The sequence below is a fragment of the Halomonas sp. JS92-SW72 genome, assembly GCF_003547075.1.
Classification (GTDB): domain Bacteria; phylum Pseudomonadota; class Gammaproteobacteria; order Pseudomonadales; family Halomonadaceae; genus Halomonas; species Halomonas alkalicola.
The window spans coordinates 1223150-1246164 of sequence record NZ_CP032147.1; the positions used below are offsets into that span (position 1 = coordinate 1223150).

General features: G+C 72.6%; 24 protein-coding genes and 1 riboswitch. Of the genes, 7 read left to right on the forward strand and 17 right to left on the reverse strand.

The genetic code is table 11. The features are described 5' to 3' along the window. From thiE to D1793_RS05855, 3 genes are all read right to left on the reverse strand, one after another. The gene (gene thiE, locus D1793_RS05845) at positions 1-612 is read right to left on the reverse strand and encodes a thiamine phosphate synthase (RefSeq protein ID WP_119021313.1); all 612 of its coding nucleotides are present in this window, start codon (positions 610-612) and stop codon (positions 1-3) included. After that, on the reverse strand, positions 602-1423 hold the full coding sequence (thiM, locus tag D1793_RS05850) for a hydroxyethylthiazole kinase (RefSeq protein ID WP_119021314.1): 822 nt from the start codon (positions 1421-1423) through the stop codon (positions 602-604). Before thiM ends, thiE begins: the two co-directional genes overlap by 11 nt. Before the next feature lie 36 nt (positions 1424-1459). Further along, positions 1460-1562: riboswitch (TPP riboswitch) on the reverse strand. Positions 1563-1603: 41 nt separating this feature from the next. Next, a complete protein-coding gene (locus D1793_RS05855; RefSeq protein WP_119021315.1) occupies positions 1604-1864 on the reverse strand; it encodes a hypothetical protein in 261 nt (86 codons plus the stop codon). Between the two features lie 253 nt (positions 1865-2117). Between D1793_RS05855 and D1793_RS05860 the strand changes: the two genes are divergently transcribed. Both D1793_RS05860 and D1793_RS05865 read left to right on the forward strand, forming a co-directional pair. Beyond that, a complete protein-coding gene (locus tag D1793_RS05860) occupies positions 2118-2636 on the forward strand; it encodes a cytochrome b/b6 domain-containing protein (RefSeq protein WP_119021316.1) in 519 nt (172 codons plus the stop codon). 171 nt (positions 2637-2807) lie between these two features. Beyond that, positions 2808-3416, forward strand: a complete 609-nt coding sequence (locus D1793_RS05865) for a CBS domain-containing protein (RefSeq protein ID WP_119021317.1) — start codon at positions 2808-2810, stop codon at positions 3414-3416. Between the two features lie 298 nt (positions 3417-3714). On the opposite strand, the gene D1793_RS05870 is transcribed toward D1793_RS05865, so the two are convergent. The 7 genes from D1793_RS05870 to D1793_RS05900 form a co-directional block, all read right to left on the reverse strand. Continuing rightward, entirely contained in the window at positions 3715-5100 is a 1386-nt protein-coding gene (locus tag D1793_RS05870; RefSeq protein WP_119021318.1) for an ATP-binding protein, read from the reverse strand. Then, positions 5097-5777, reverse strand: a complete 681-nt coding sequence (locus D1793_RS05875; RefSeq protein WP_119021319.1) for a response regulator transcription factor — start codon at positions 5775-5777, stop codon at positions 5097-5099. The genes D1793_RS05870 and D1793_RS05875 overlap by 4 nt, the downstream gene beginning before the upstream one ends. Before the next feature lie 7 nt (positions 5778-5784). Beyond that, complete coding sequence (locus D1793_RS05880) at positions 5785-6468, reverse strand: hypothetical protein (RefSeq protein ID WP_205527636.1); 684 nt, start codon at positions 6466-6468, stop codon at positions 5785-5787. After that, positions 6465-7307: an SDR family oxidoreductase gene (locus D1793_RS05885; protein ID WP_119021320.1), complete on the reverse strand. Its 843-nt coding sequence runs from the start codon at positions 7305-7307 to the stop codon at positions 6465-6467. The genes D1793_RS05880 and D1793_RS05885 overlap by 4 nt, the downstream gene beginning before the upstream one ends. Continuing rightward, on the reverse strand, positions 7294-9468 hold the full coding sequence (locus D1793_RS20100) for an AMP-binding protein (protein WP_119021321.1): 2175 nt from the start codon (positions 9466-9468) through the stop codon (positions 7294-7296). The genes D1793_RS05885 and D1793_RS20100 overlap by 14 nt, the downstream gene beginning before the upstream one ends. Continuing rightward, positions 9452-10114: a thermostable hemolysin gene (locus D1793_RS05895; protein WP_119021322.1), complete on the reverse strand. Its 663-nt coding sequence runs from the start codon at positions 10112-10114 to the stop codon at positions 9452-9454. Before D1793_RS05895 ends, D1793_RS20100 begins: the two co-directional genes overlap by 17 nt. A gap of 149 nt (positions 10115-10263) precedes the next feature. Then, positions 10264-10734 (reverse strand): PepSY domain-containing protein, encoded by a 471-nt coding sequence (locus D1793_RS05900; protein ID WP_119021323.1) that lies wholly within the window; start codon positions 10732-10734, stop codon positions 10264-10266. A 111-nt stretch (positions 10735-10845) separates the two neighbouring features. On the opposite strand from D1793_RS05900, the gene D1793_RS05905 reads away from it, so the two are divergent. Genes D1793_RS05905 through D1793_RS05915 form a run of 3 tightly spaced genes read left to right on the forward strand, consistent with a single transcriptional unit; the run spans position 10846 to position 13270 of the window. After that, a complete protein-coding gene (locus D1793_RS05905) occupies positions 10846-11205 on the forward strand; it encodes a PepSY domain-containing protein (RefSeq protein WP_119021324.1) in 360 nt (119 codons plus the stop codon). Further along, positions 11202-11873, forward strand: a complete 672-nt coding sequence (locus D1793_RS05910) for a response regulator transcription factor (protein WP_119021325.1) — start codon at positions 11202-11204, stop codon at positions 11871-11873. Before D1793_RS05905 ends, D1793_RS05910 begins: the two co-directional genes overlap by 4 nt. Continuing rightward, positions 11870-13270 carry a HAMP domain-containing sensor histidine kinase gene (locus D1793_RS05915; RefSeq protein ID WP_119021326.1) on the forward strand — a complete coding sequence of 467 codons (1401 nt, stop codon included), beginning with the start codon at positions 11870-11872 and terminating at the stop codon, positions 13268-13270. The genes D1793_RS05910 and D1793_RS05915 overlap by 4 nt, the downstream gene beginning before the upstream one ends. Here D1793_RS05915 and D1793_RS05920 read toward each other — a convergent pair. Continuing rightward, entirely contained in the window at positions 13225-13719 is a 495-nt protein-coding gene (locus D1793_RS05920) for a C40 family peptidase (protein WP_119021327.1), read from the reverse strand. The genes D1793_RS05915 and D1793_RS05920 overlap by 46 nt on opposite strands. Before the next feature lie 64 nt (positions 13720-13783). Further along, on the reverse strand, positions 13784-14128 hold the full coding sequence (locus D1793_RS05925; protein WP_119021328.1) for a DUF6482 family protein: 345 nt from the start codon (positions 14126-14128) through the stop codon (positions 13784-13786). Between the two features lie 207 nt (positions 14129-14335). On the opposite strand from D1793_RS05925, the gene gloA reads away from it, so the two are divergent. Next, positions 14336-14869 (forward strand): lactoylglutathione lyase, encoded by a 534-nt coding sequence (gloA, locus tag D1793_RS05930; RefSeq protein ID WP_119021329.1) that lies wholly within the window; start codon positions 14336-14338, stop codon positions 14867-14869. Positions 14870-14945: 76 nt separating this feature from the next. Here the strand turns inward: gloA and D1793_RS05935 are convergent, their stop codons facing one another. From D1793_RS05935 to D1793_RS05950, 4 genes are all read right to left on the reverse strand, one after another. After that, positions 14946-15683, reverse strand: coding sequence for a class III extradiol ring-cleavage dioxygenase (locus D1793_RS05935; protein WP_119021330.1), 738 nt, complete (start codon positions 15681-15683; stop codon positions 14946-14948). A 98-nt stretch (positions 15684-15781) separates the two neighbouring features. After that, the gene (locus D1793_RS05940; protein ID WP_119021331.1) at positions 15782-16963 is read right to left on the reverse strand and encodes a lipocalin-like domain-containing protein; all 1182 of its coding nucleotides are present in this window, start codon (positions 16961-16963) and stop codon (positions 15782-15784) included. Continuing rightward, the gene (locus D1793_RS05945) at positions 16963-19488 is read right to left on the reverse strand and encodes an ABC transporter permease (protein ID WP_119021332.1); all 2526 of its coding nucleotides are present in this window, start codon (positions 19486-19488) and stop codon (positions 16963-16965) included. The genes D1793_RS05940 and D1793_RS05945 overlap by 1 nt, the downstream gene beginning before the upstream one ends. After that, a complete protein-coding gene (locus tag D1793_RS05950; protein ID WP_119021333.1) occupies positions 19488-20168 on the reverse strand; it encodes an ABC transporter ATP-binding protein in 681 nt (226 codons plus the stop codon). Before D1793_RS05950 ends, D1793_RS05945 begins: the two co-directional genes overlap by 1 nt. 147 nt (positions 20169-20315) lie before the next feature. On the opposite strand from D1793_RS05950, the gene D1793_RS05955 reads away from it, so the two are divergent. Continuing rightward, positions 20316-21323 (forward strand): AraC family transcriptional regulator, encoded by a 1008-nt coding sequence (locus D1793_RS05955; protein WP_119021334.1) that lies wholly within the window; start codon positions 20316-20318, stop codon positions 21321-21323. Positions 21324-21340: 17 nt separating this feature from the next. Here the strand turns inward: D1793_RS05955 and D1793_RS05960 are convergent, their stop codons facing one another. Further along, on the reverse strand, positions 21341-22993 hold the full coding sequence (locus tag D1793_RS05960; RefSeq protein WP_119021335.1) for a fatty acid--CoA ligase: 1653 nt from the start codon (positions 22991-22993) through the stop codon (positions 21341-21343). Positions 22994-23015: the final 22 nt, after the last annotated feature.

The following is a 23015-nucleotide window of genomic DNA, read 5'->3' on the forward strand; positions in this document are numbered from 1 at the left end:
TCAGCCGAAGAAACCGCGCGCCGCGAGCTCCGGGTCGGGGCGTCCGCAGATCGCCGAGATCACCGCCAGGCCCTGGGCGCCGGCCTGGCGGACCGCCGCTACGTGCTCGGCCTTGAGCCCGCCGATGGCCACCGCCGGCAGGGGGCTCGCCGCCACCAGCGAGGCGAGGCCCGCAAAGCCCAGCGGCTCGGCGTGGTCTTGCTTGCTGGGGGTGGCGAACACCGGCCCCAGCCCCAGGTAGTCGAGGCGCTCGGCATCGAGGCGCGCCATCTGCTCCAGCGTCTGCACCGAGAGGCCGAGCAGCGCCCGCTCGCCCAGCGCCGCGCGGGCGGCCGCCACCTCACCGTCGTCCTGGCCGATATGCAGGCCGTCGGCGCCGCTCTCCACGGCCACCGCCAGTCGGTCGTTGATGATCAGCGGCACGCCGCTGCCGGCCAGGGCCGCCTTCAACCGGCGCGCCTGGTCGATCATCGCGCCGTCGCCGGCGTGCTTGTCACGCAGCTGGACCACGGTCACCCCGCCGCGCACCGCGGCCACCACGGTCTCCACCAGGCCGCGCTCGGCGCACAGGCCGGGGTCGGTAACGAGGTACAGGGATAGATCAAGTCTCATCGGTCATCTCCAGTCGCAGTCGGTCCCTCAGGGTCTCGCCATCCAGGGCGTGCAGGGCGTCGAGGAAGGCCACGGCGAAGCTGCCCGGCCCCCGGGCACTCTCGCCGGCGAGCTCCCCGGCCGCGGCGTAGCAGGCCAGCGCCGCCACGCTGGCCTCGAAGGGATCCTCGGCCCCGACCAGGAAGGCGGCCACCACCCCGGTGAGCGAGCAGCCAAGGGTGGTGACCCTCGGCATCAGCGGGTGGCCGCCGCGCACCCGGGCCAGGCGGCGGCCGTCGGTGACGAGATCCACCTCGCCGGTCACCGCCACCACGCAGCCGATGCGCCGGGCCAGTCGCACGGCGGCCTGCTCGGCGGCCGCGGCCGGGTCGCTGCTGTCCACGCCGCGCCCGCCGGCCCCGCGGGCCTCCAGGGCGATGATCTCCGAGGCGTTGCCGCGGATCACCGTGGGAAGGCGCTCCAGCAGGCGCGCGCCTGTCTCGCGCCGGTAGGCGGTGGCACCCACCGCCACCGGGTCCAGCACCCAGGGCCTGCCGGTCAGGCGGGCCGCTTCGGCGGCCTCGTCCATGGCGTCCACCCAGTGGGGCGAGAGGGTGCCGATATTGACCGTCAGGGCGTCGGCGAGGGCGGTGAACTCCGCGGCCTCCTCCCGGGCGTGAACCATGGCCGGCGAGGCGCCGATGGCCAGCAGGACGTTGGCCATGGTGTTCATGGCCACCAGGTTGGTGATGTTGTGGATCAGCGGGGCGCGCTCGCGCACCCGGGCCAGGTGGGCGGCGACATCCAGCGAGGGGGAAAGGGGGGTGAGCATGGGGCCTCCCGGGCGCGGGAGGTGCAGGCAGGCGAGCGCCGGGGCTGCACGACTCCCTACGCCGGCATGATCCGGTTCAGGTTCCAAGGGTGCCTCTCAGCCGCCCAGCTGCTGCTGCGCGGCGCCCCTGTCGTCAGGACCCACTATCCACGCCTGCGGCAGGGCTGTAAAGGCGGGGGGTCAGGCCATCACCTGAAACCCCACCAGGGTGATCAGGCTGGCCAGCACCAGGCAGTTGGTGGCCTCCAGTGCCTCCTTGCCCCGCCACGGTTCGGGGCCCAGCAGGACGGCCGTCGCGGCCCCCAGGGCGACCAGCCCCATGGGCAGCTCCACGGGATCCCAGCCGGCGGCCAGCACGCCAAGCGCCAGCAGCGCCAGGCCCATGATCAGCAGCGGCAGGAGGGCGCGGTTCTCGGTGATGGGGGTGGCATCGAGCAACATCGTTGCGCTCCGGGTCATGGCGTCGCCTCGCGTGAGTGATCCGTCATCACATCCGACTGTGGCGCCCCTTTCTTAAGGATGGCTTACGGCGGCATGACCGGGGTGTGACACCGCCGTTGCGGACTGAGCGGCTCGGGACCGTCGATGCGCGCCACGACGCGAGGATGAACGCCCCATGAACGGGGCGTTAAGGTTCCTGTCAGCCGCACTGGCGTAGAACGGTCATCATCCATCGAACGAGGAGGGTGACGACATGAACTGGCTGGATTCCGCACAACGTTACGGCGCCGTCTCTCGGGCGCTTCACTGGGGCATGGCCACGCTGCTGATCCTGATGCTCGGCACCGAGTGGCTGGCGGAGCTCGTCGGGATGAGCGAGCGGGAGGCGATGACGCTGCACAAGAGCGTCGGGCTGCTGCTGCTGGGTCTGCTGGTGTTCCGGCTGCTGTGGCGCGGGGTAAACCACGGCAGGCTCGAGTCTCATGCGCACTGGCAGTGGGCGGCCCGGCTGGGGCACCTGGCGCTCTATGCGGCGATGCTGCTGATCCCCGTGAGCGGCCTGCTCGCCGCCCTGGGCAGCGGCCACGGCGTGGAATTCTTCGGCACGGCGCTGATCGCTCCGGGCCCCGAGATCGAGTGGCTGGAGGAGGCCGCCGAGGAGAGCCATGAGGTGCTGGCCAACCTGCTGTGGCTGCTGATCGGCGTGCACGTGCTGGCCAGCCTGGCCCACCAGTTCTGGCTGCGCGACCACACCCTGAAGCGCATGGTGTGAGTCAGGCAGCGGCGCCGCCCGGCCGTGAGCCTCGCCGGGTGGCGCCGTTGGCTGTCGCGCAACGGGACGTGCGGGGGTGTCGCCGCCTTAAGCCTGCCTTAAGAGAGCTCTGGAAACCTGGAGACGAGAGGTGCCGTTGGCACCCCACTGTCCTGCCGAGGAGGCCCTTCCATGAATACCCTGAATCTTTCCCACCAGCCGCTTCGCCAGCTCGCGGCCCCGCTGCTGCTGGTCAACCCGCACCGCCCGCCGCTGAGCGCATCGAGTTCCGCCCTCGAGGTGCTCACCGACTTCTCGGTGCTTACGCCACGCACCATTGCTGCCGATGTTGGTGTGGACGAGGCGCACCTGATGATGCGTCACGGTGGCATTCGCCTGCTGCTGGTCATCGATGACCGGGGGCACTGCCTCGGGGTGTTGACCGCCCGGGAGGTGATCGGCGACCGGCGCATCACCCTCGCCATGCAGGAGCGCGACCTGTCGCGTGACGAGGTCACCGTGGGCATGATCATGACCCCCTGGCACAAGCTGTCGGCCATGCCGCTGGAGCAGCTGGCCTCGCTGACCATCGAGGACCTGCTGCTGTCGCTGGAGGCGATGACCGACCAGCACCTGCTGGTGACCGAGCATGGCCACCAGGGGCGCGAGTGGATTCGCGGCCTGGTCTCGGCGGCGGACATTCGTCGCGCGGTGGGCTCGAACGGCGGAAAGCTGAGCGGTGTCCCGGTGGCGCAAAGCTTCGCCGATATCTGCCGAGTAGTGACGGGCCACGACCTCTGAGGCTCCGGACCGGGTCGCGCCTGCCTCGCTACCCAGCCCTCGATCCCCTGGTCTGCGGGGCGCGGCAGCTGGAAAGGCCATGCCGCCATGCTGGTCGGTGTGTCTTAGGCTCTGTCCGAAAACTGGCTGCGCTCGACCATACGGCGTTAACAATCAGCTCGTGCGCGAGTCCGATCAAAGTACTCATTTACACCCCGTAAACCCCGTTTTTTCGCTGTTTCTTGCCTTGCCTGTCCTTCGCTCGCCGACTTTTCAGACAAAGCCTAACGAAGCCTTGTCAGCCGCCTGGCGCGACGGCTCAGGTGCCCCGCGGCAGCGTCGCCACGGCGCGCAGCCCGCCCCCGGGCGCCTCCTCCAGGCCTAGCGTGCCGCCATGGCGGGCCAGCAGGCGCTCGACGATGGAGAGCCCCAGGCCGGCGCCGGCGCCGGCACCCGCGCGATGGAAGCGCTCGGTGACGCGCTCGCGCTGCGCGGCGGGAATCCCCGGCCCCTGGTCGTCCACCTGCAGCGTCAGGCGGTTCGCGTCGGCCGCCAGGGCCACCGTCACCCGGCCGCCGTCCGGGGTATGGCGCAGGGCGTTGCCGACCAGGTTCTGCACCAGGGTGGCGATGGCGCCCGGCTCGGTCGCCAGCCGCCAGTCGCTGCCCTCGTCGGCGGCGAGATCCAGCGACTGGCCGCGCTCCACCGCCAGTGGCGAGAGCTCGGCGAGGGCCTCGCGTACCTCGGCCAGAAGGTCGCTATCGACCCGGGCGCTCGCCCCCTGCTCTTCCTCCTCGGGCTCCAGGCGCGCCAGGGTCAGCAGCTGGGTGACCAGCCGGGTGGCCCGGGCCACGCCGCTGCGCAGCTCCTCCAGCGCCTCGCGCCGGTCGGCGGGGTCCTCGGCGGCTAGGGCGTTCTGGGCATGCAGGTCGAGCACCGCCAGGGGGGTGCGCAGCTCATGGGCGGCGTCGGCGATGAAGCGCTTCTCGCGCACCCGCAGGTGGCGGATGCGCTCCAGCAGCCGGTTGAGGGCGCCGACGATGGTGTCCAGCTCCCGGGGCAGGGGGCGCATCACCAGCGGCTGCAGGTTATGCGGGTCGCGCTGGCGGATCGCCGCCGCCAGCCGCGACAGCGGGCGCAGGCCATGGCCGGTGGCCCACCACAGCAGCAGCGCCAGCAGCGGCAGGCCGACCAGGTCCGGCAGCAGGGTGCGCAGGGCCACGGCGCGAGTCAGCTCGCCGCGGACATCGTCGCGCTCGGCGACCATGATGCGCCGCGACGACGCGGCCACGTCCAGCACATAGACCCGCCAGTCGTGGTCCACCACCCGGCTGCTGGCATAGCCGGGTGGCGCCTCGGTGAAGGGCTCCACCGGGGCGCTGGCCGAGCGCAGCAGCAGCCGCTCCCCCTCCCACAGCTGGAAGGCCAGCTTGCTCTCGTAGCGGTGGCCGGGCAGGTCCTTATCCGACTGGTCGGCGCGCGCCAGGGCACTCTCCAGGCTGGCCAGCAGCGCCTCGCGCTGCGCCTCCGGCAGCGGCGCCTGGACCAGCCCCTCCAGCAGACGGGCGTTCTGGGCCAGGCTGGCGTCGTAGAGCTCCTCGATCTCGTGGGCGGCGTAGCGGTAGCTGACCAGGCCGATGGCCAGCATGCTGACCCCGAACACCAGCAGCACCAGCCCCAGGGTGCGGCGGCGGATGGAGGTCACGCCTCGGCCTCCCGGGGGGCGTGGTCCAGCACGTAGCCGATGCCGCGCACCGTGCGGATCAGCCCCGGGAAGAGCTTGCGGCGCAGGTGGTGGACATGCACCTCGATGGCGTTGCTCTCCACGTCCTCCTCCCAGCCGTAGACCAGCCGGGTCAGGGTGTCGCGGGTGAAGACCCGCCCCGGGTGGCCCATGAACTCCTGGAGGAGGGTGAACTCGCGGCGCGACAGGGGGATCGCCTCGCCGCGGTAGCACACCTCCCGGCTGGCGGGGTCGAGGCGGATGCCGCGGCACTCCAGCAGCGGGCTGGCCTGGCCCTGGCTACGACGCAGCAGGGCGCGCAGTCGCGCCTTGAGCTCGGCCACCTCGAAGGGCTTGACCAGGTAGTCGTCGGCGCCGGCGTCGAGGCCCTTGATGCGGTCGTCCACGGCGTCCCGGGCGGTCAGCACCAGCACCGGTACCCGATTGCCGCCGTGCCGGGTACGTTCCAGCACCCGCATGCCGTCGAGCCCGGGCAGGCCCAGGTCGAGGATCACCGCGTCGAAGGGCTCGCCGCCCTGCAGGGCGGCCAGCGCCATGGCGCCGTCGGCGAGGTGGTCCACGGTGTAGTGCTCGGGCTTGAGGGCCAGGCGGATGCCCGAGGCCAGGCTCGGGTCATCTTCGACCAGCAGGATGCGCATCGGGTCGTCATTGCTCCAGTCGTGACAGCAGGTGGCGGACCTCCTCGCGGCGGCCGGCATCGGCCAGCTCGTGGCCGGGCCGGGGCGGCGCCTGGAGGGCCCGCTCCAGGGCCTGGCGGGCCTCGCCGTCGCGGCCCTGCTCATGCAGATAGTCGCCCCAGAAGTAGAGGCTGTCGAGCCCGTCGGGGTCGATGGCCAGCGCCCGCCTGAGATGCCACTCGGCCTTGTCGTCGTCGCCGAAGCCGATCGGCCAGCCCGGCACCTGGTAGTAGAGCGCCCCGAGGCTCGTATAGGCGGAGCCGTTGAGCGCCAGCGGGTCCTGCGCCAGGGCGGCCTCCAGGTGGCGGTGCGCCTGCTTGACCAGGCCCAGCGCCCCCAGCCTGCCCTCGGCGCCGGCCTGGCTTGCGCGGACGATGCCGGCCCAGATCAGCCGCTCGGCGGAGTCGGGCCGCTCGGCCAGCAGGCGCTCCGCCTCGTCCCCCAGCTCGGCCAGGGCCTTGGCCTGCTGCTTCTCGGGCAGCTGGTAGCGGATCTCGGCCCAGCGCGCCTGGAGACGGGCCACTGCCGGGTCCGTGGCGGCTCCGTCGCCCGCGGCCAGGGATGCGATGGCGAACAGGCCGCCGAGGGCGGCGACCAGCAGGGTGATCAGGAGCCGTGGAAGGGCGAGGCAAGGGAGTCGTCGAGCGTTCATGGCGTGGTCTCCGGAGCGTCGATAAATCGGCGGATGACGGGAAGCTGGCGCGCGAGGGCGCGGTCCACCACCCCCGGCAGCAGGGCGTTGAGGCGCACGAAGAGGCGTTCGGGTCGTCCCAGCTGGGCCTCCTGGCGGCCACGCTCCACGGCGTGGCGCACCGCCTGGGCGACCCGCACCGGGCTGTCCATGGCGTTGCCCAGGGCCGCGTTCATGGCTTCCACCTCGGGGGCGTTCATGGCAGTGCGGGTGGCCCGGGGCGAGACATGCAGCACCCGCACCCGGGTGTCAGCGAGCTCCCGGCGCAGGGCCTGGCTGAAGCCGCGCAGGGCGAACTTGGTGGCGCAGTAGCCGACCTGGCCGGGGTAGCCCAGGGTGCCGAAGGTGGAGCCCAGGGTGATCACCCAGCCCTGGCGCGCCGCTATCAGCCCGGGGAGCAGGGCGCGGGTCAGCTGGAGGGTGGCGGTGAGGTTGAGGGTGATGAGCCGTTCGAGGTCTGCATCCGAGCCCTCGGTGAACAGCGCCACGCGGTTCACCCCGGCGGCGTTGATCAGCATGGTGATGCCTGCCCTGTCCGCGGCGGCTACCAGCCGGGCGCGCGCCTCGGCGCGGGTCAGGTCGGCGGGGAGTGCGGTGATGCGGTCGGGGTGGCGGGCCGCCGTGGCTTCCAGGGCCTCGGCGCGGCGGCCGGTGATCAGCAGCTGCGCCCCGGCGGCGGCCAGCTCGTCCACCAGCGCCTGGCCGATGCCGCCGCTGGCTCCGGTGATCAGCACCCGCTGGGCTGGCCAGCCCCCTTCCGGCAGCCGCGGGCGCCGGGCGCGGCGATCAGGCCAGCGCATCGCAGAGCTCCCGGGCGGCACTGTCGCCGGCACAGCGCGCCTCGACGCCCCGGAACATGGCGCCGTAGAGGCGGTAGACCAGCCTCGCGGTGTCGACTACCGCCGCCAGGTCGTCGGCTTCCAGGCGGTTCACCAGCCCCTCGAAGAAGGCCAGGTGGCCGATGTCCAGGCTGCCGTGGGAGGTCAGGTAGCGCACCGCCTCGTCGGGCAGCGCCAGGCTCACCTGCAGCCGCTCGGCGGCCTGGGTGGCCAGCGCCGTGCTGGTGCCCTCCAGCACCTGGACCATGCCGAAGAAGCCCACCGGGTTGCCGTGCTCGATGGGGTCGCGCACGGCGGCCACCATCAGCCGGGTGGCGGGATCCGCCGGGCGCGCGGCCGCCGCCTCGGCGTCGCCGCCGGCGGCGCAGATGTCGTCGAGGATCCACCGCTCGTGGCCGTGCTCCTCCTCGATGTACTCCACCAGGGCGTCGCGCAGCCAGCCCAGGCGGTCGGGCAGGCGGGCGCCGCAGGCCATCATCAGCGGCACCGTGAAGCGCACATGGTGGTAGGCCTGGCCGAGGAAGGCGAGGTACTCGTCGCGGCTGACGCGGCCTTCCAGGGCGCGGGTCAGCAGCGGGGTGGCGAGCAGCCAGTCGCGCTCGTCGCGGGTGGCCTGCTGCAGTTGCTGGTAGGGGGTCATGGGGCACTCCTTCTTGAGGGTCGAGCTCGGTTCGAGCCGTGGGCAGGACGAGGTAGCGGGCAGCCAGTCGCCATGGGCGGCGAGGATAGCGTCGCGGCGCAGGCGGCCGTTGGCCGTCAGCTGGTGGTTATCGGGGGTGAAGGGGGCGCAGCGGCGCCATTCGTGGATGCGGGCGTAGTCGGGCAGGCCGGCGTTGGCCTCGGCCACCGCGGCGGCCAGCATGGCGTCATCGACCTCGGCCGAGGCGGGCACCAGCAGGGCCCGGTTGGCGGGCAGCGACTCGCCGTGGACCAGGGCCTGGGCGATGGCGGGGCGGGCGCAGAGCTCGCCCTCCACCCACTGGGGGTCGACGTTGCGGCCGTAGGCGGTGATGAAGACCTCGCGGCGCCGCCCCTCCAGAACCAGGGCGTTGCCCTCCCAGCGCCCCAGGTCGCCGGTGGCGTGCCAGGCCGAGGCGGGCGGGGGCTCACCGAGATAGCCGAGCATGCTGGCCCCCTGGACCTGCACCTCGCCGTCGTCGGCCAGGCGCACCTCGGCATGGGGCAGTGGCCGGCCCACGCCGCGGGCGGGCTCCCCGGGGCGGTTGAGGCAGACCACCGAGGCGCACTCCGAGAGCCCGTAGCCCTCGAACACCGGCCAGCCGCCGCGCCGGGCGCTGGCCAGCAGGGTGTCGGCGACCCGCGCCCCGCCCACCGCCACGAAACGCAGGCTCTCGGGGGCCTTCGGGCGTGCCGCCACCAGCGCCTGGAGCAGCTGGGGCACCAGGATCAGGCTGTGGGGCCGGCAGGCGTCGAGGGTGGCCAGCGCCCGACGTGGATCGAAGCCGCTGGCGCCCCTCCAGCCCAGCTCGGCGACCCCGGGCAGGCAGGCGGTGGCGCCCAGCCACAGCGGCACGTAGAGGCCGCCGATGTTCTCCAGCAGGGTGGTGAGCGGCAGCATCGCCAGGTGGCGCTCGATGCCGAGCGGTTCGACCACCGCGGCGATGCTCGTGGCCACGCTCAGCGTTGCGGCGGCGTCCAGGCAGACCCCCTTGGGGCTGCCGCTGGTGCCGGAGGTAAAGGTAATGCGGGTGGTGCCGGCAGGCAGGGCTGGGGGCGAGGCGACCCGCCGGGTGGCGATGGCCGGGTCCCGGGTGGCGGCGAAGCCGTGGGCCCCGCCGCCGGGGCCGATCCAGGCGTCGAGCCCGGCGGCATCCACCAGGTGGCGGCGCTGGGCATCGCTGAAGAAGGCGGGCACCGGCACCGCCACGCGGCCCTCCCGGAGCAGCGCCAGGTCCCACAGCGTCCAGTCGATGCCGTTGTCCAGGGCCAGGGCGACCCGCTTGGCACCGCAATCATTCAGGCGCCGCCGGCGCGCCTCGACCTCGCCCGACAGCCCGGCGAAGGTGACGCGGCGCTCGCCGTCGTCCAGCGCGATGCGGGTTGGTTGCGCCCCGGCGTGGCGTGCCAGCCGCGCGAGGAAGGCCTCAGGCGAGGTGCGCATGGGCCACCTCGCTCGCGCGGGCCCGGGTCGAGGGCAGCAGCCCCCGTTCGGCGAGCTCCCGATGGGCGCGGGCGAGGTCCCCGGCCATCACCCAGGGACGGCGCTGGTAGTAGTGGCCCCAGCGGGCCTGCTCGGCGCCGAGGCGTGCCGGGTCGGCGGCCATCACCGGCTCCAGGGTGAGGCCCAGTCGGCGTATGCCGTTGGCCACCTCGGGGGTGGCGGTGAATAGCAGCCAGCCGATGCCCTCGCGGCCGAGCTGCTCCACCAGGTGCAGGAAGAGCGGGGGCTGCAGGCCGGGCCGGCGGCTGGCCAGGTTGCCGATCTCAGCGACCTGGTGGCGCGCCACGGGGCGGGCGAAGCGCTCGGCCAGCAGGCGCTCGGCGGGGACGTCCAGGTAGCGCTCCTGGAACAGCGGGCCGCTCGCCGCCGAGCGTACCCCCACCGCGGCCTCGGCCTGCTCTCCCTGCCACAGGCCGAACAGCCGCGGCAGCAGGTGGGTGATGACGGCGCCATGCTCCTCGGCGAAGCGGCGTCGGATCAGGTGTTCCAGGCGGCGCCGCCCGGTCCAGTGCCGGGCCTCCTGCCAGTGCAGCGGCGAGGGGGTGGCCGCGGCCGGCAGGCAGGGCAGACATTTAGGTTCAGGCATCGGGTCGTCTCCATGACGTGTCACCGATACCCTGGCCCCGGCAGCTTAACGAAGGCTTAAGCGATTCGAGGGCTTCCGTGCCTACGGACGCAAGCGGCCCGGGGCGCTGGTGGCACCCCGGGCCGCGTCTTCCGATGGTCGGCCGTTGCTCAGTCGCGCTCGACCTTCACTGCCGTCTCCTCGTTGCGGCGGGTGGTCACCTCGAGCTCGCGGCCGCCTTCATCGCGCCCCTCGATCTCGATCAGGTCGTCACGCTTGATCTCGATCTCCTCGAACTCGGCCATGCCCTCGGCGACCGCGACCTCCATGGCCAGCCGCACCTCGGCCTCGCTCATGCCCCAGGGGCCGTTCTCCCTGCGCTTGCGCTCCTCCTTGTAGAGCTCGCCGCTCTCCAGGGCGAGCCGCACCTCGGCCTGCCACTCGTCGCCGAGCCAGCCCTCGATCTCCACCTGGCTACGCTCCTTGGCCTCGATCTCCAGGTAGTGGGTGAAGCCGTAGGCGGCACCCCGTTCCAGCACGGCGTCGAGGCTGCCCACGGGCAGGGCGTCATCGGCGTGGGCGGCGGTAGCGCCCAGTGCCAGGGCGGCGAGGGAACCGGCAATCAGCATCTTGATGGTCATGGGGTGAACTCCTCTCTGTTGGGTACGACACCCTTGTATCACCCGCGACCTTGCCCGAAGCTGACGGCCTCGTTCATGCTGCATTCATGTTACGGCTGGCAAGCTGCCCCCATGAACCCTTCACTCCCCTTTCCTGCCTCTCTCCGCCCGGGCCTCGCCGTCGCCCTGATGCTGCTGCTCGCCTTGGCCGGCCCGCTTCCGGCGTCTGCCGACGACGACTGGCAGGAGCTCCACGGACGCGTGAATCGCGGCGAGCTGGTGCCCATGACCGCCATTCTCGACTGGCTGGAGGCCCGCTACGAGGGCCAGGTGCTGGAGGTGGCGCTGGAGAATGAAGAGGGCCGGCTGGTGTACGAGGTGGAGATGCTCGGCCCCCGGGGCCAGCGGGTGGAGTTCGAGTTCGATGCCGCCAGCGGCGAGCTCATCGGCATCGAGGGGGTCGGCATCGCCGGCATGAGGCGCCACCCATGAAGGTGCTGCTGGTGGAGGATGACCCCGCCCTGGCCGAGGCGCTGGGCGAGGCCCTGGCCGGGGGCGGGGTGCTGGTGGAGCGGGCGGCCAGCGGTGGCGAGGCCGACTTCCTGGTGCGCACCGAGACCTACGATGCGGTGATCCTCGACCTGGGGCTGCCCGATGGCGATGGCACCCGCTGGCTGGGCCAGTGGCGCGAGGACGGCATCGAGCTGCCGGTGCTGGTGCTCACCGCCCGCACCCGCTGGGCCGACAAGGCGGCGGGCTTTTCCGCGGGCGCCGACGACTACGTCACCAAGCCCTTCGAGACCGCCGAGGTGCTGTTCCGGCTGCGTGCCCTGGTGCGGCGCAGCCACGGCCATGCCCACCCGGTGCTGCGCATCGGCGACCTGGCCTTCGACACCCACACCGGCAGCGTGACCCGCGCCGGCTGCCCGGTGAGCCTCACCGCCCAGGAGGCGCGGCTGCTCGCCTACCTGGCCCATGCCGCCCCGCGGGTGGTCAGCCGCAGCGAGCTGGCCGAACATGTCTACGACCGCGACCACGAGCCCGACTCCAACGTCATCGATGTCCAGGTCAGTCGGCTGCGACGCAAGCTGGGGGCCGCGCACATCGAGACCCTGCGCGGGCAGGGCTACCGGCTGACGGGCGGCGAGGAGGCCGGATGAGTCGCCTGCCCTCGCTGGCGCACGCCTCCCTGGCGACCCGCCTGCTGGTGGCCGCCCTGGTGGTGATCCTGGTCTCGCTGCCCCTGGCGGGCCTCGGCCTCGCCCATCACTTCCGGGCCTCCGCCACCGCCGCCTTCGACGAGCGCCTCGCGGCCCTGCTCAACGTGGTCATCGTCGAGGTGCGCTACGACGCGCGGGAGCAGCGGCTCCAGTACGAGCGCTCGCTGGGCGATCCTCGTTTCGAGCAGGTCTTCTCCGGCTGGTACTGGCAGGTCAGCGACGGCGGCGAGCGGGTGCTGGCGTCGCGTTCGCTGTGGGACCAGCGGCTGCCGGTGGTGTCGGCCTCGGGCCCCGAGGTGCGTGACGTCCTGGGGCCAAGGGGCGTGCCGCTGCGCCTGATCGAGCGCGATATCCGCCTCGCCCCGCTCGAGGCGCCGCTGCACGTCGGGGTGGCGATCAGCCGGGAAGCGCTGGACGCGGAGCTCGCCGGCTTCACCCGCCTGCTGGTGCTCTCCCTGCTGGGGCTGGCGCTGCTGCTGCTGGCCGCGCTAGCGGCCCAGGTGCACTGGGCCCTGGCGCCGCTGCGGCGGCTGCAGGCCAGCCTGCATGAGGTCGAGAACGGCGAGGCCGAGGGCCTGGATACCCGGCTGCCCGCCGAGCTGTCGCGGCTGGCCGGCGCCATCAACGGGGTGCTGGCGCGGGACCGGCGGCTGATGGAGCGCGCTCGCCACGCCGCCGGCAACCTGGCCCATGCCCTGAAGACCCCGGTGAGCGTCCTCTATACCCAGGCGGATGGCCTCGAGGAGCCCCGGCGGTGGCAGATGAGGGCCGAGCTCAAGCGCATCGACGAGGCCGTGCGCCACCACCTGGCCCGGGCTTCCGCCGCCGGCGACGCCGGGCTGCATCGGCCGAGCCGCTGCCTCGAGGTGCTGGCGCCGGTGCTGGAGGGGCTGGGCCGGCTGGCCGAGCGGCGCGGCATCCGCCTGAGCTACTCGCTGCCGGAGACGATGACGCTGCGCATGGACCCCCAGGACCTCCAGGAGCTGGTCGGCAACCTGCTGGAGAATGCCCTGCGCTGGGCGGCCACCAGGGTGGTGGTGAGCGGCGGCGATGAGGGGGGCGAGTGCTGGATCGAAGTGGCGGACGATGGCCCCGGCATGAGCGAGGCGCAGCGGCGCCAGGCCATGGCGCGAGGGGTGCGGCTCGACGAGCAGGAGCCCGGCAGCGGCCTGGGACTCGCCATCGTGGGCGATCTGGTCACCCTGTATGGGGGGCGATTCACGCTCGGGGGCTCGGCGCTCGGCGGATTGTCGGCCCGGGTCTGGCTGCCGGCCGGGCCGCTGTCGAAGGCTCAGGGCGCCACGGCCGCGGCGCCCAGGAAGCGCTCCTGCCAGTAGGCGATCTCCACCGGCGCCGTCTCCACCCGGCGGCCTCGGCCCGGGGCGTGGATCATCTGGCCGTCGCCGCGGTAGATCCCCACGTGGCTCGCCTTGCCGCGTCCGGCGATATCGAAGAAGAGCAGGTCGCCGGGGCGGGCCCTGGGGGCGGCGGGCAGGGCGCGGAACTGGTCGTCGGCGGTGCGCGGCACCGGGATGCCGGCGGCGCGGTAGGCCAGCTCCACCAGCCCCGAGCAGTCGAGCCCCGCGGGGGAGTTGCCGCCGAAGCGATAGGGGGTGCCCAAGGCGTTCTGGGCGGCGGCCAGGATCAGCGCCCGCTCGATGGAGAGCCCCTCTGCGGGAGCCGGGTCATGCACGGCCAGCTCCCGGCCGGCGCAGCCGGCCAGCAGTAGGAGCAGCGCAAGGGTCGCGGAGAGTCGCCAGGCGGCCGGACGGGGCAGGGTGGGCATGCGGGGAGCTCCGCAGAGACAGACATGCCTCTACATTAGCGCCTGCCGCCCGGCTCGGAAAGCCTCAGCGAAAGGCGATGCGGGTCCCGTTGGCGAGCATCTCGTCCGGCGTCATGGCATGGCCCGGCACGCCGATCATCTCGTCGCCGCACTGGTCGGACCAGGTCAGCACCCCGTGGGTCAGGCCGAGCTCGCCGAGCTTGTCGCGAATCTCGCCGGTGCCCAGGAAGGTCAGGGTGCGTCCCTCGGCATCCGAGAGCTCCGAGACGCCGGTCCCATGGTGGAGGCGTACCGTGTAGATGCCGTCCAGGGACTCCACCTCGACGATGGGTGAGAAGCCCTGGGAGAGGGCGCGGGCCAGCTCCTTGAGGGTGATATGGTCACTCAGCTGGTAGGCATGGGCAGACATGGGGATCTCCGGGGGTGGCGGATTGTCGGTCTTGTATAATCAATGTAGAGCTATTTGGGCGCTGTTGCCGTGATTGTTTCGCCATCGTGGCTTCGTGATTTAGTAATGAAAGGTGTTGTACAGGTTTGACGCCGCCGGAACTGGAAAACTCCCGCCGCTGTCCCCATCTACACGAGACAGTATTCCCATGGCAGACAGGAGTAGCCCATGAGCTTCAAGGGAGAGCAGCACCCCGGCGTTCAGCCCCCCACCGCCGACAGCACCGGCTTTCGCCTCAACCACACCATGCTGCGGGTGAAGGACCCCGAGAAGGCGCTGGCCTTCTATACCCGGGTGTTCGGCATGCGGGTGCTGCGCCGCCTCGACTTCGAGGAGATGCAGTTCTCGCTCTATTTCCTGGCCCGAGTGGAGGAGGGGGAGGAGGTCCCCGAGGCGACCGGCGAGCGCACCGTCTGGACCTTCAGCCAGAAGGGGCTGCTGGAGCTGACCCACAACTGGGGCACCGAGAATCAGGCCGACTTTTCCTACCACGACGGCAACGCCGAGCCCCAGGGCTTCGGGCACATCTGCTTCAGCGTGCCGGATCTCGAGGCCGCCGAGGCCTGGTTCGACGCCAACGCCGTGGAGTTCGTCAAGCGCGCAGACCAGGGCAAGATGAAGAACGTGGTGTTCGTGAAGGACGTCGACGGCTACTGGATCGAGGTGGTGCAGGCCGACCGGCTGGCCGCCCTGGGCGACTGACCCGGGCACGGCCTGATGCGAAGGCGCCGCCCCCTCAGGGGCGGCGCCTTCGTGCGTTTCAGGGCCGGCGCTTGCCTCAGCCGAAGGCGTAGACGTCCATGGCCAGCACGCCGTGCTCGACGCTGTGGTGCAGGCGCTCGGCCTGGCCCCCGGCGCCCATGGCCACCAGCAGGGGCTGGAAGTGCTCCGGCGTGGGGTGGTTCTCGCGGGCCTTCGGAGCGGACTCCCAGGCCAGCAGGGCCTCGCGATCGTCCTCGGCGAGCCGCGCCTCGACCCAGTCGGCGAACTCGCCCACCCAGGCCGGCATGGCGGCGTCGCGGGCCTGCATCTCGTAGAGGTTGTGGGTCAGGCTGCCGGAGCCGATCACCAGGATGTTCTCGTCCCGCAGCGCGGCGAGCCGCTCGCCCAGAGCCGCCAGCTCGGCGTTGGACCACTGCACCGGCAGCGACAGCGACACCACCGGCACCTCCGCCTGCGGGAACATCAGCGACAGCGGCACCCAGGCGCCGTGGTCCAGGCCGCGCTCGGTGGGGACGGCGTTGAGCTCGCGGGCCAGGCGCAGCGCCAGCTCGGGCTCGCCGGGGGCGGGGTACTGGCACTCGAAGAGCTCCCGGGGGAAGCCGCCGAAGTCGTGGATCGTCTCGGGGTGGGCGCTGGTGCTCACCAGCAGCTGGCGGCTGGCCCAGTGGGCCGAGACCACCACCACCGCCTTCGGCTGCAGCCGCTGGCCGAGCCCGCGCAGGAAGTCATGGGCTGGCGTCCGGGTCAGGGCCAGCATGGGGGAGCCGTGGGAGATGAAGAGGCTGGGCAGCATGGGGCGCTCCAGGAGAGGGATGCCTTCAGGATAGCGGCTCGGGTCGGAAGTATCGATAGCAGGCTTATGAAAGAATCGCCTGTCAATAGCCCGTCATCTCAATAGCCCGTCATCTCGAGGTAGCCGAGGCCGAGAGGCGCCCCCGTGGCATGGTCGCGGGCGACCACCTCCCCCTCCCAGTAGGGCACCGTGGTGGCCATCCAGCGCTCGGCATGGGGCGCCTCGACGATCAGGTCGAGCCCCGCCGCGGGCACCTCGAGTCGCCAGCGGGTGGGTACCTCGCGGCCGGCCACCGACGAGGTGGCCAGCGGCGTGAGGACGAGTTCGTCCGGCGCCAGCGCCCGGGGCTCCCCTGCCGGGGTGATCCAGGTGCCGGAGCGGTAGTCGCCGCCGGCCTCGCCGCCGCCGCGCAGCTGGAAGGCCATCAGCCGGTGGCCGTCCTCCAGGTGCAGCGAGAACCAGTCCCAGCCCGCCTGCTCGGGGCCCAGCAGCTGGCTGCTCCACTCCCGGTCGAGCCAGCCCTGGCCGCTCACCGCATGGGTCTCTCCTTCCAGCACCACCTCGCCTTCCACGCGCCAGAAGGGCTGGCTGACGTACATCGAGCCCTGGCCGTCGGCGGACTTCTGGCTGAAGCCGGCGTCGCCGTGCAGCACCAGCGGACCCTCGGCGGTGAGCTCGAGGCGGTAGCCGACGCGTTCCTGCCCCTCGCCGTCGAAGGCGGTCAGGGTGAGGTGCTCGAAGGTATCGGCGTCCGGGTCCTCCACCCGGGTGGCCAGCGTCCAGTCGTCGAGCCAGGCGCGGAAGGGCTGGGCCACGGCGCCGGCCTGGCCGGCGCGGCCCTCGCTCGGGTCGGCGGAGTGGCTGCGGGCGAAGCGCTCGGCCACGGCGTGCCGCTCGCCCCGGGAGACCGCCAGGTGCGCCATCCACAGCTGGTCGGCCACCCAGTCGTCCGGCGCCGGGCGCGCCTCCGGCGGTGCCTCCTCAGGAGGGGAGAGCGCCTGGCGGAACAGGGTCCACTGCACCCCCAGGGGGTCGCCGGCCTCGTCCTCGAGGTTGGCGGTGAGGTACCACCACTCGATGCGGTAATCCGGGTGGGCGCCGTGATCCTCGGGGAAGCGCAGCGGCGTGCCCGGGCGTGCCTGGGTATAGCCCTCCGCGCTCTCGCCCAGGCCCGCGAATCCCGCGCTGCGGGGTTCGGGGGGTGGCTCCTTGCAGCCGGCCAGGGCTAGCGTGGGGACCAGCAGCAGGGCGGCGAGGCGCGGGCGCAGGAAATGGGGCATCAGGCCTCCTCCTCGGCCAGCAGGTCGCGCGGCGGCGTTCGCCACAGGCGCAGCACCGGCAGGACCGCGGCGAGGAGCGCCACCCCCACCGCGGTGGCCAGGGTCAGCAGGATCTCGCCGGGAAAGAGGTGCAGCGGCAGGCGCCAGCCGAAGGCCGCCACGTTGATCACCGCCACCAGCCCCCAGGCGATGGCGATGCCCAGCGGAATCGCCATGAGACCGGTGGTCAGCGCCGCGCCGCCCAACTGGGCGAGCTGGACCCGGGCGAGCTCGGCCCGGGGCACGCCCAGGGCCCACAGCGGTGCCAGCCGGCGGCGGCGCTCCGCAGCCTGGGCGAGCAGGCTGGCCAGCAGCGCCAGGGCCGCCACCCCCAGGGTCAGGGCGTTGAGCGCCCGGGTGATGGTGAAGGTGCGCTCGAAGATGCCGGTGGCGATGCGCTTCACCTCGCGCTGGTCCTGAATGCCGTCGCGGCCCAGGCCGAACTCCCCGGCCAGCGCCTCGGCCAGGGCCGCGCCGTCGGCGCCATCGCCGAGCACGATGCCCAGCGAGCCCGGCGGTGCGCCGAAGCGCTCGGCCAGGTGGGGAACCGCCAGCAGCACCTCGCCGCGGGGGTTGCCGTAGTCCGGGTAGATCGCCGCCACCTCGAGCCGGGTCTCGCCGCCCGGGGCCTCCAGGCGCAGCCGGTCCCCCGGGGCGATGCCCTCGGCCACCGCCAGCTGCTCGTTGACGAAGGCCGCGCCGTCGCGAAATGCCCCCCAGGCCGCCTCGCGGCCGTCCTGGGTGGCGACCAGCGGCCAGCTCGGGGTCAGGGTCTCGCCGGGGGTGATGGCGTAGAGCCCCACCGGCAGGTGGCGCTCCCGGGCCGGGCGCGAGGCCTCGTTGCCGGGCTCGATGGCCAGCAGGCGCGACTCGCTGCGCCGGGTGGCCAGGCGCTCGGCCACCTCCGGGCGTTCGGCCAGCCAGGCGTCGATCGCCGCGAACTGCTCCGCCGGTGGGCGCAGGTAGAGGTCGGCCACCAGGCGCTGGTCCAGCCACTCCAGGAAGGTGAGGCGAAAGCCCCCCACCATGCTGCTCACCCCCAGGTTGGCGGAGAGCGCGACCAGCAGCGCCATCATGGCAAGCGACAGCCGCGGCAGCTGCAGCTGCAGGTCGGCCAGGGCCCACTGGGCCAGGGGGCGACGTCTCGCCAGGTGGGTGAGGCCGGCCAGGGCGGCGCCCAGCAGCGGGGGCAGCCACAGGGCGCAGGCCAGTAGCAGGGCGCCCACCAGGCCGAAGCCGGCCACCAGCCCCTCGCCCGGGGGCAGGCGCCAGAGCCAGGCCGCCAGCGCCAGGCCGACGAGGGCCGCCACCGCGCCTGCGGCGCCCATCAGCGCCAGCTGGCGGCGGAACCCCGAGCGCCAGGCCTGGGCCTGCCCCAGCCCCAGCACGCTGAGCCGCGCCGCCCGCCACAGCACCCCGCTGCCGGCCAGCAGCAGGCCGCCCAGGGTGACCGCCACGCCGCCGACCCAGTAGTGCCAGGGCAGGCGCAGCTCGGCGCCCACGCCGGCGCCGTAGAGGCTGCCCAGGGTGGCGGCCACGTCGGGCAGCAGCGCCCGGGCCAGCCACACCCCGCCGGCGATGCCGGCCAGGGCGCCGATCAGGCCCAGCAGCACAAGCTCCAGCGCCAGCGCCGCCACCAGGGCGCGGCTGGAGACCCCCAGGGCGCGCAGGGTGCGCAGCATCCCCAGGCGCTGCTCCAGGGCCAGGCCCAGCGCCGCCTGGACGATGAAGAGCCCCACCACCAGCGCCAGCAGGGCCAGGGCGGTGAGGTTGAGGTGGAAGCTCTCGGTGAGCTGGCCCGGCGAGACCAGCACATCGGCCCGGGTCAGGGCCAGCCCCGGCGGCGCCTCGCCGAGCGCCCCCGGTGCGGCCACCAGCCGGGTGATCCGCGCGCCGCTCTCCAGCAGGGCCGCGGCGGCGGCGATATCCATCACCAGGGTATCCGGCGGCAGCGAGGGGGCCAGGGTCAGCGGCGGCAGCGGGCGGCCGTCGGCCAGCCGCGGGGTGGCGCCCTCGGCATCGGCCCGGGCCAGACCGAAGGCGACCAGGAGATCCGGCGCCAGCCGGGTCTGCCAGGGAGGCGAGAGGAAACCGGTGAGCTCGCCCGGGTGTGAAGCGGAATGGCTGCCGGCGGTGGCGAACTCGCTGTCGCCGGGCAGGGTGAGCGGGTCGATACCGATCACCGTCAGGCGGGTGCCGTCCGGCGCCGCCAGGGTGCCCTCCAGCAGCGGCGAGACCGGCAGCCCCGCCAGCCGCAGGGCCAGGTAGTCCTCCCGGGTCAGCGCTTCGCCGTCGCGGCGCTCCAGGCGGTCCAGGCCGGTGGAGAAGAGCGCCTCGGCCCGGGCGTAGCTGTCCCGGGCCGAGGCGTTGATCGCCTGGACGCCGCTCCATAGGGCGCTGGCCACCCACAGGCCCAGCAGCAGCATCACCAGCTGGCCGGGGTGGCGCCTATAGTGCGAGAGCAGGGTGACCAGCACCACGGCCATCAGGCGTCTGCCTCGGCGGCCTCGCGGGGGGCGAGCCGGCCCCGGGAGAGCACCAGGCAGCGGTCCAGGGGGGCGGCCACCTGGGGGCTGTGGGTCACCATCAGCAGGGTGCAGCCGGCCTGGCGCACCAGGCCCAGCAGCAGCTCGAGCACCTCGCCGGCGCTGGCCTCGTCGAGGTTGCCGGTGGGCTCGTCGGCCAGCAGCAGCGCGGGCCGCGGGGCCAGGGCGCGGCCGATGGCCAGGCGCTGCTGCTGGCCGCCGGAGAGCTGCTCGGGGTAGCGCCGCTCCAGGCCCGAAAGGCCCAGGCGACGGATCAGCTCCGCCGACCAGTCCGGGTCCTCCACGCCGGCCAGCCGCGCCTGCAGGCGCAGGTTGTCGTGCACCGAGAGGCTCGGCACCAGGTGGAACTGCTGGAACACCAGGCCCACTGCCTCGCGGCGCAGCCGGGCCCGCTCGGGCTCGCTGAGCGACGAGATCATCCGGCCGCCCAGGCGAACATCGCCGGCATCGGGCAGGTCGAGCCCCGCAGCCAGGTGCAGCAGGGTCGACTTGCCGCTGCCCGACTCGCCCATCAGCGCCAGGCTCTCGCCGGGGGCCAGCGTCAGGTCGACCCCGGCGAGCACCTCGAGCGGCCCCTGGGGCGTGGCGTAGGCGCGGTAGACCTGGCGAAATTCCAGCATGGCGAGTTCCCGGTGGCGTTCCCTCCGGCATGGTGGCACAGAACGCCCCGCCGCCACAGACGACTCACGGAGCAATGAAGCCCGCGCGGCGATCGGGTATAACCGGACACCTGGATGGGCGGCCCCATGGCCGGGGGAGGAGAGGGCGTGACGGTTACCGTCTCGAGACACTTTGTCAGCGAGCTGTTCCTGGGCGTCCCGGCGCTCGCGGCCGAGCGTGCCGCCCTGCTGCGCCGTGCCGGCATCTCGCCGCGGCTGCTGGAGTCACCCCACGGGCGTGTCACCGTCGACCAGTTCGCCACCCTCTATCGCCTGCTGGTCAACGAGTGCGACGACGAGACGCCGGGCTTCTTCGCCCGCCCCCTGCGTGGCGGCACCCTCAAGCTGCTCTGCCTGAGCCTGCTGGAGGCGCCGACCCTCAAGGTGGCGCTGCATCGCTACCAGCTCTTCTTCCGCATCCTGCTGGACGACTTCGGCTACGCGGTCAGCCACGGCGACACCCTGGTGCGTATCGGCCTGGTGGAGAGCCGGCCCCCCGCCGGCAACCGCATCCTGGTCCATGAGCTGATGCTCAAGCTGCTGCACGGCATCGCGTCGTGGATGATCGCCCGCAAGATCCCGCCGATCATGATGGAGTGCGCCTATCCCCAGCCGGAGCACAGCGCCGATTACCGCTACTTCTATCCCGGGCAGCTGGCCTTCGATCGGCCGCAGACCGCGATCTACTTCGACCGGGCGATTCTCGATGAGCCGATCCGCCAGACCAAGCGACACCTGGGGGCCTTCCTGCAGCGGGCCCCGGCGGACTGGTTCTACGTCTCCTTCGAGGAGCGGCTGCTCTCCCATCGGGTGCGCGAGCACCTGAGCCGCCAGCACGCCTACTCGGCCAGCGTGGCGGAGGTCGCCGAGGCGCTGCACATGTCGGTCCGCAGCCTGTCGCGCCGCCTGGCGGCGGAGGGCACCCGCTTCCAGGCGGTCAAGGACGAGTGCCGGCGCGACTTCGCCGTCCAGGCCCTGACCCGCAGCGACCAGCCGCTGCCGGGCATCGCCGAGTCCCTCGGCTTCCAGGACCTGGCCTGCTTCAGCCGCGCCTTCCGCGCCTGGACCGGCGATACGCCCGCCGCCTATCGGCGGGCGCTGGCCACGCCCCGCTAGCGCCCGGGCCTGCGCCCTCACGCCTCCTGGCGGATGCGTTTCTTGTCGAGCTTGCCGACGCTGGTCTTGGGGATCTCGTCGACGCAGCGAACGGTGGAGGGGAGCGCCCAGCGGTTGATCTGCCCCTCGCTGACGAAGCGCTTGAGGAAGGCCAGGATCTCGTCGCTTGTCGGCGGCGCATTGAGGTCCGTGGGCACCACCAGGGCGGCGGGGCGCTCGCCCCACTGCTCGTCGGGCACGCCGATCACCGCCACCTCGGCCACGCCGGGGCACTGGGCGATCAGGTTCTCCAGCTCCAGGGAGGAGACCCACTCGCCGCCGGTCTTGATCACGTCCTTGATGCGGTCGCGGATCTGCAGGAAGCCGCGCTCGTCCAGGGTGGCCACGTCGCCGGTATGCAGCCAGCCGTCGCGCCACAGCTCCTCGCTGCGGGTGGTCTCCTTGTAGTAGGCCTGGGTGAGCCAGGGGGCGCGGACCCGCACCTCGCCGACGCTCTCGCCGTCCTGGGGCAGCGGGGTGCCGCTCTCATCCACCACCTGCAGGTGCACCAGCGGCACCGCCACGCCCGCCTTGCAGCGCCACGGCAGTTGGGTCTCGAAGTCCGCCTCGACGATGTCCCGGGGCAGGATATCGGCGGTGAGCAGCGGGCAGGTCTCGGACATGCCGTAGGCGCTGCGGGTATCGATGCCGAGCTCCCAGGCCCTGCGCGACAGCGCCTCGGTCAGCGGGCTGCCGCCCACCAGCACCTTCCAGCCGGAGAGGTCGACCCGACCCGAGGCGATCGCCTCGGCGCCCACCACCATGCCGAGCAGGGTGGGCACGCAGTGGGAGAAGTCCACCTTCTCGCTGACCAGCAGCTTGACCAGCATCTCCGGCTCGTAGCGCCCCGGGTAGACCTGGGTGGCGCCGAGCAGGGTGGCGGTGTAGGGCACGCCCCAGGCATGCACGTGGAACATCGGCGTGATCGGCATGTAGACCTTGTCGCGGTTGAGCAGCTCGAACCCCGGCGCCTGGAAGGTGCTGGCCTCGCCCAGGGTGTGCAGCACCAGCTGGCGATGGGTGAAGAAGACCCCCTTGGGGTTGCCGGTGGTGCCGGTGGTGTAGAAGAGCGTGGCCACCGCGTTCTCGTCGAAGGTGGGGAAGTCGTAGTGGCCGGGCTGTTCGGCCAGCAGCGCCTCGTACTCGCCCACCAGCGGCAGGGGAGTGTCGACCTCGCCGGGCTCGTCCTGGCACAGCAGGTAGCCGTGGATGCGCGGCAGCCGCTCATGCAGCGAGGCGAGCAGCGGCACGAAGTCCTGGTGGACCAGCACGAAGGCGTCCTCGGCGTGCTCCATGGTGTAGTGGATCTGCTCCGGGGAGAGGCGCACGTTCACGGTGTGCAGGATGGCCCCCAGCATGGGCACGGCGAAGAAGGCCTCCAGGTAGCGGTGGCTGTCCCAGTCGAGCACCGCCACCACATCGCCGGCGCGCACGCCCCGGGCGGTGAGCAGGTGGGCGAGCTGGTGCACCCGCTCGCGGAAGCGGCGGTAGCTGTGGCGGCTCAGGTCGCGGTAGACGATGGGATTGTCGCCGGCCATGCGCACGCCGCTCTCCAGCAGCTCGCCGATCAGCAGCGGCGGGTTGGTGGCCGAGGGCGTGGGCGGCAGGATCTTCGGGTGGACGGTGGTCATGGTGCTCTCTCCTGGCGTCTTG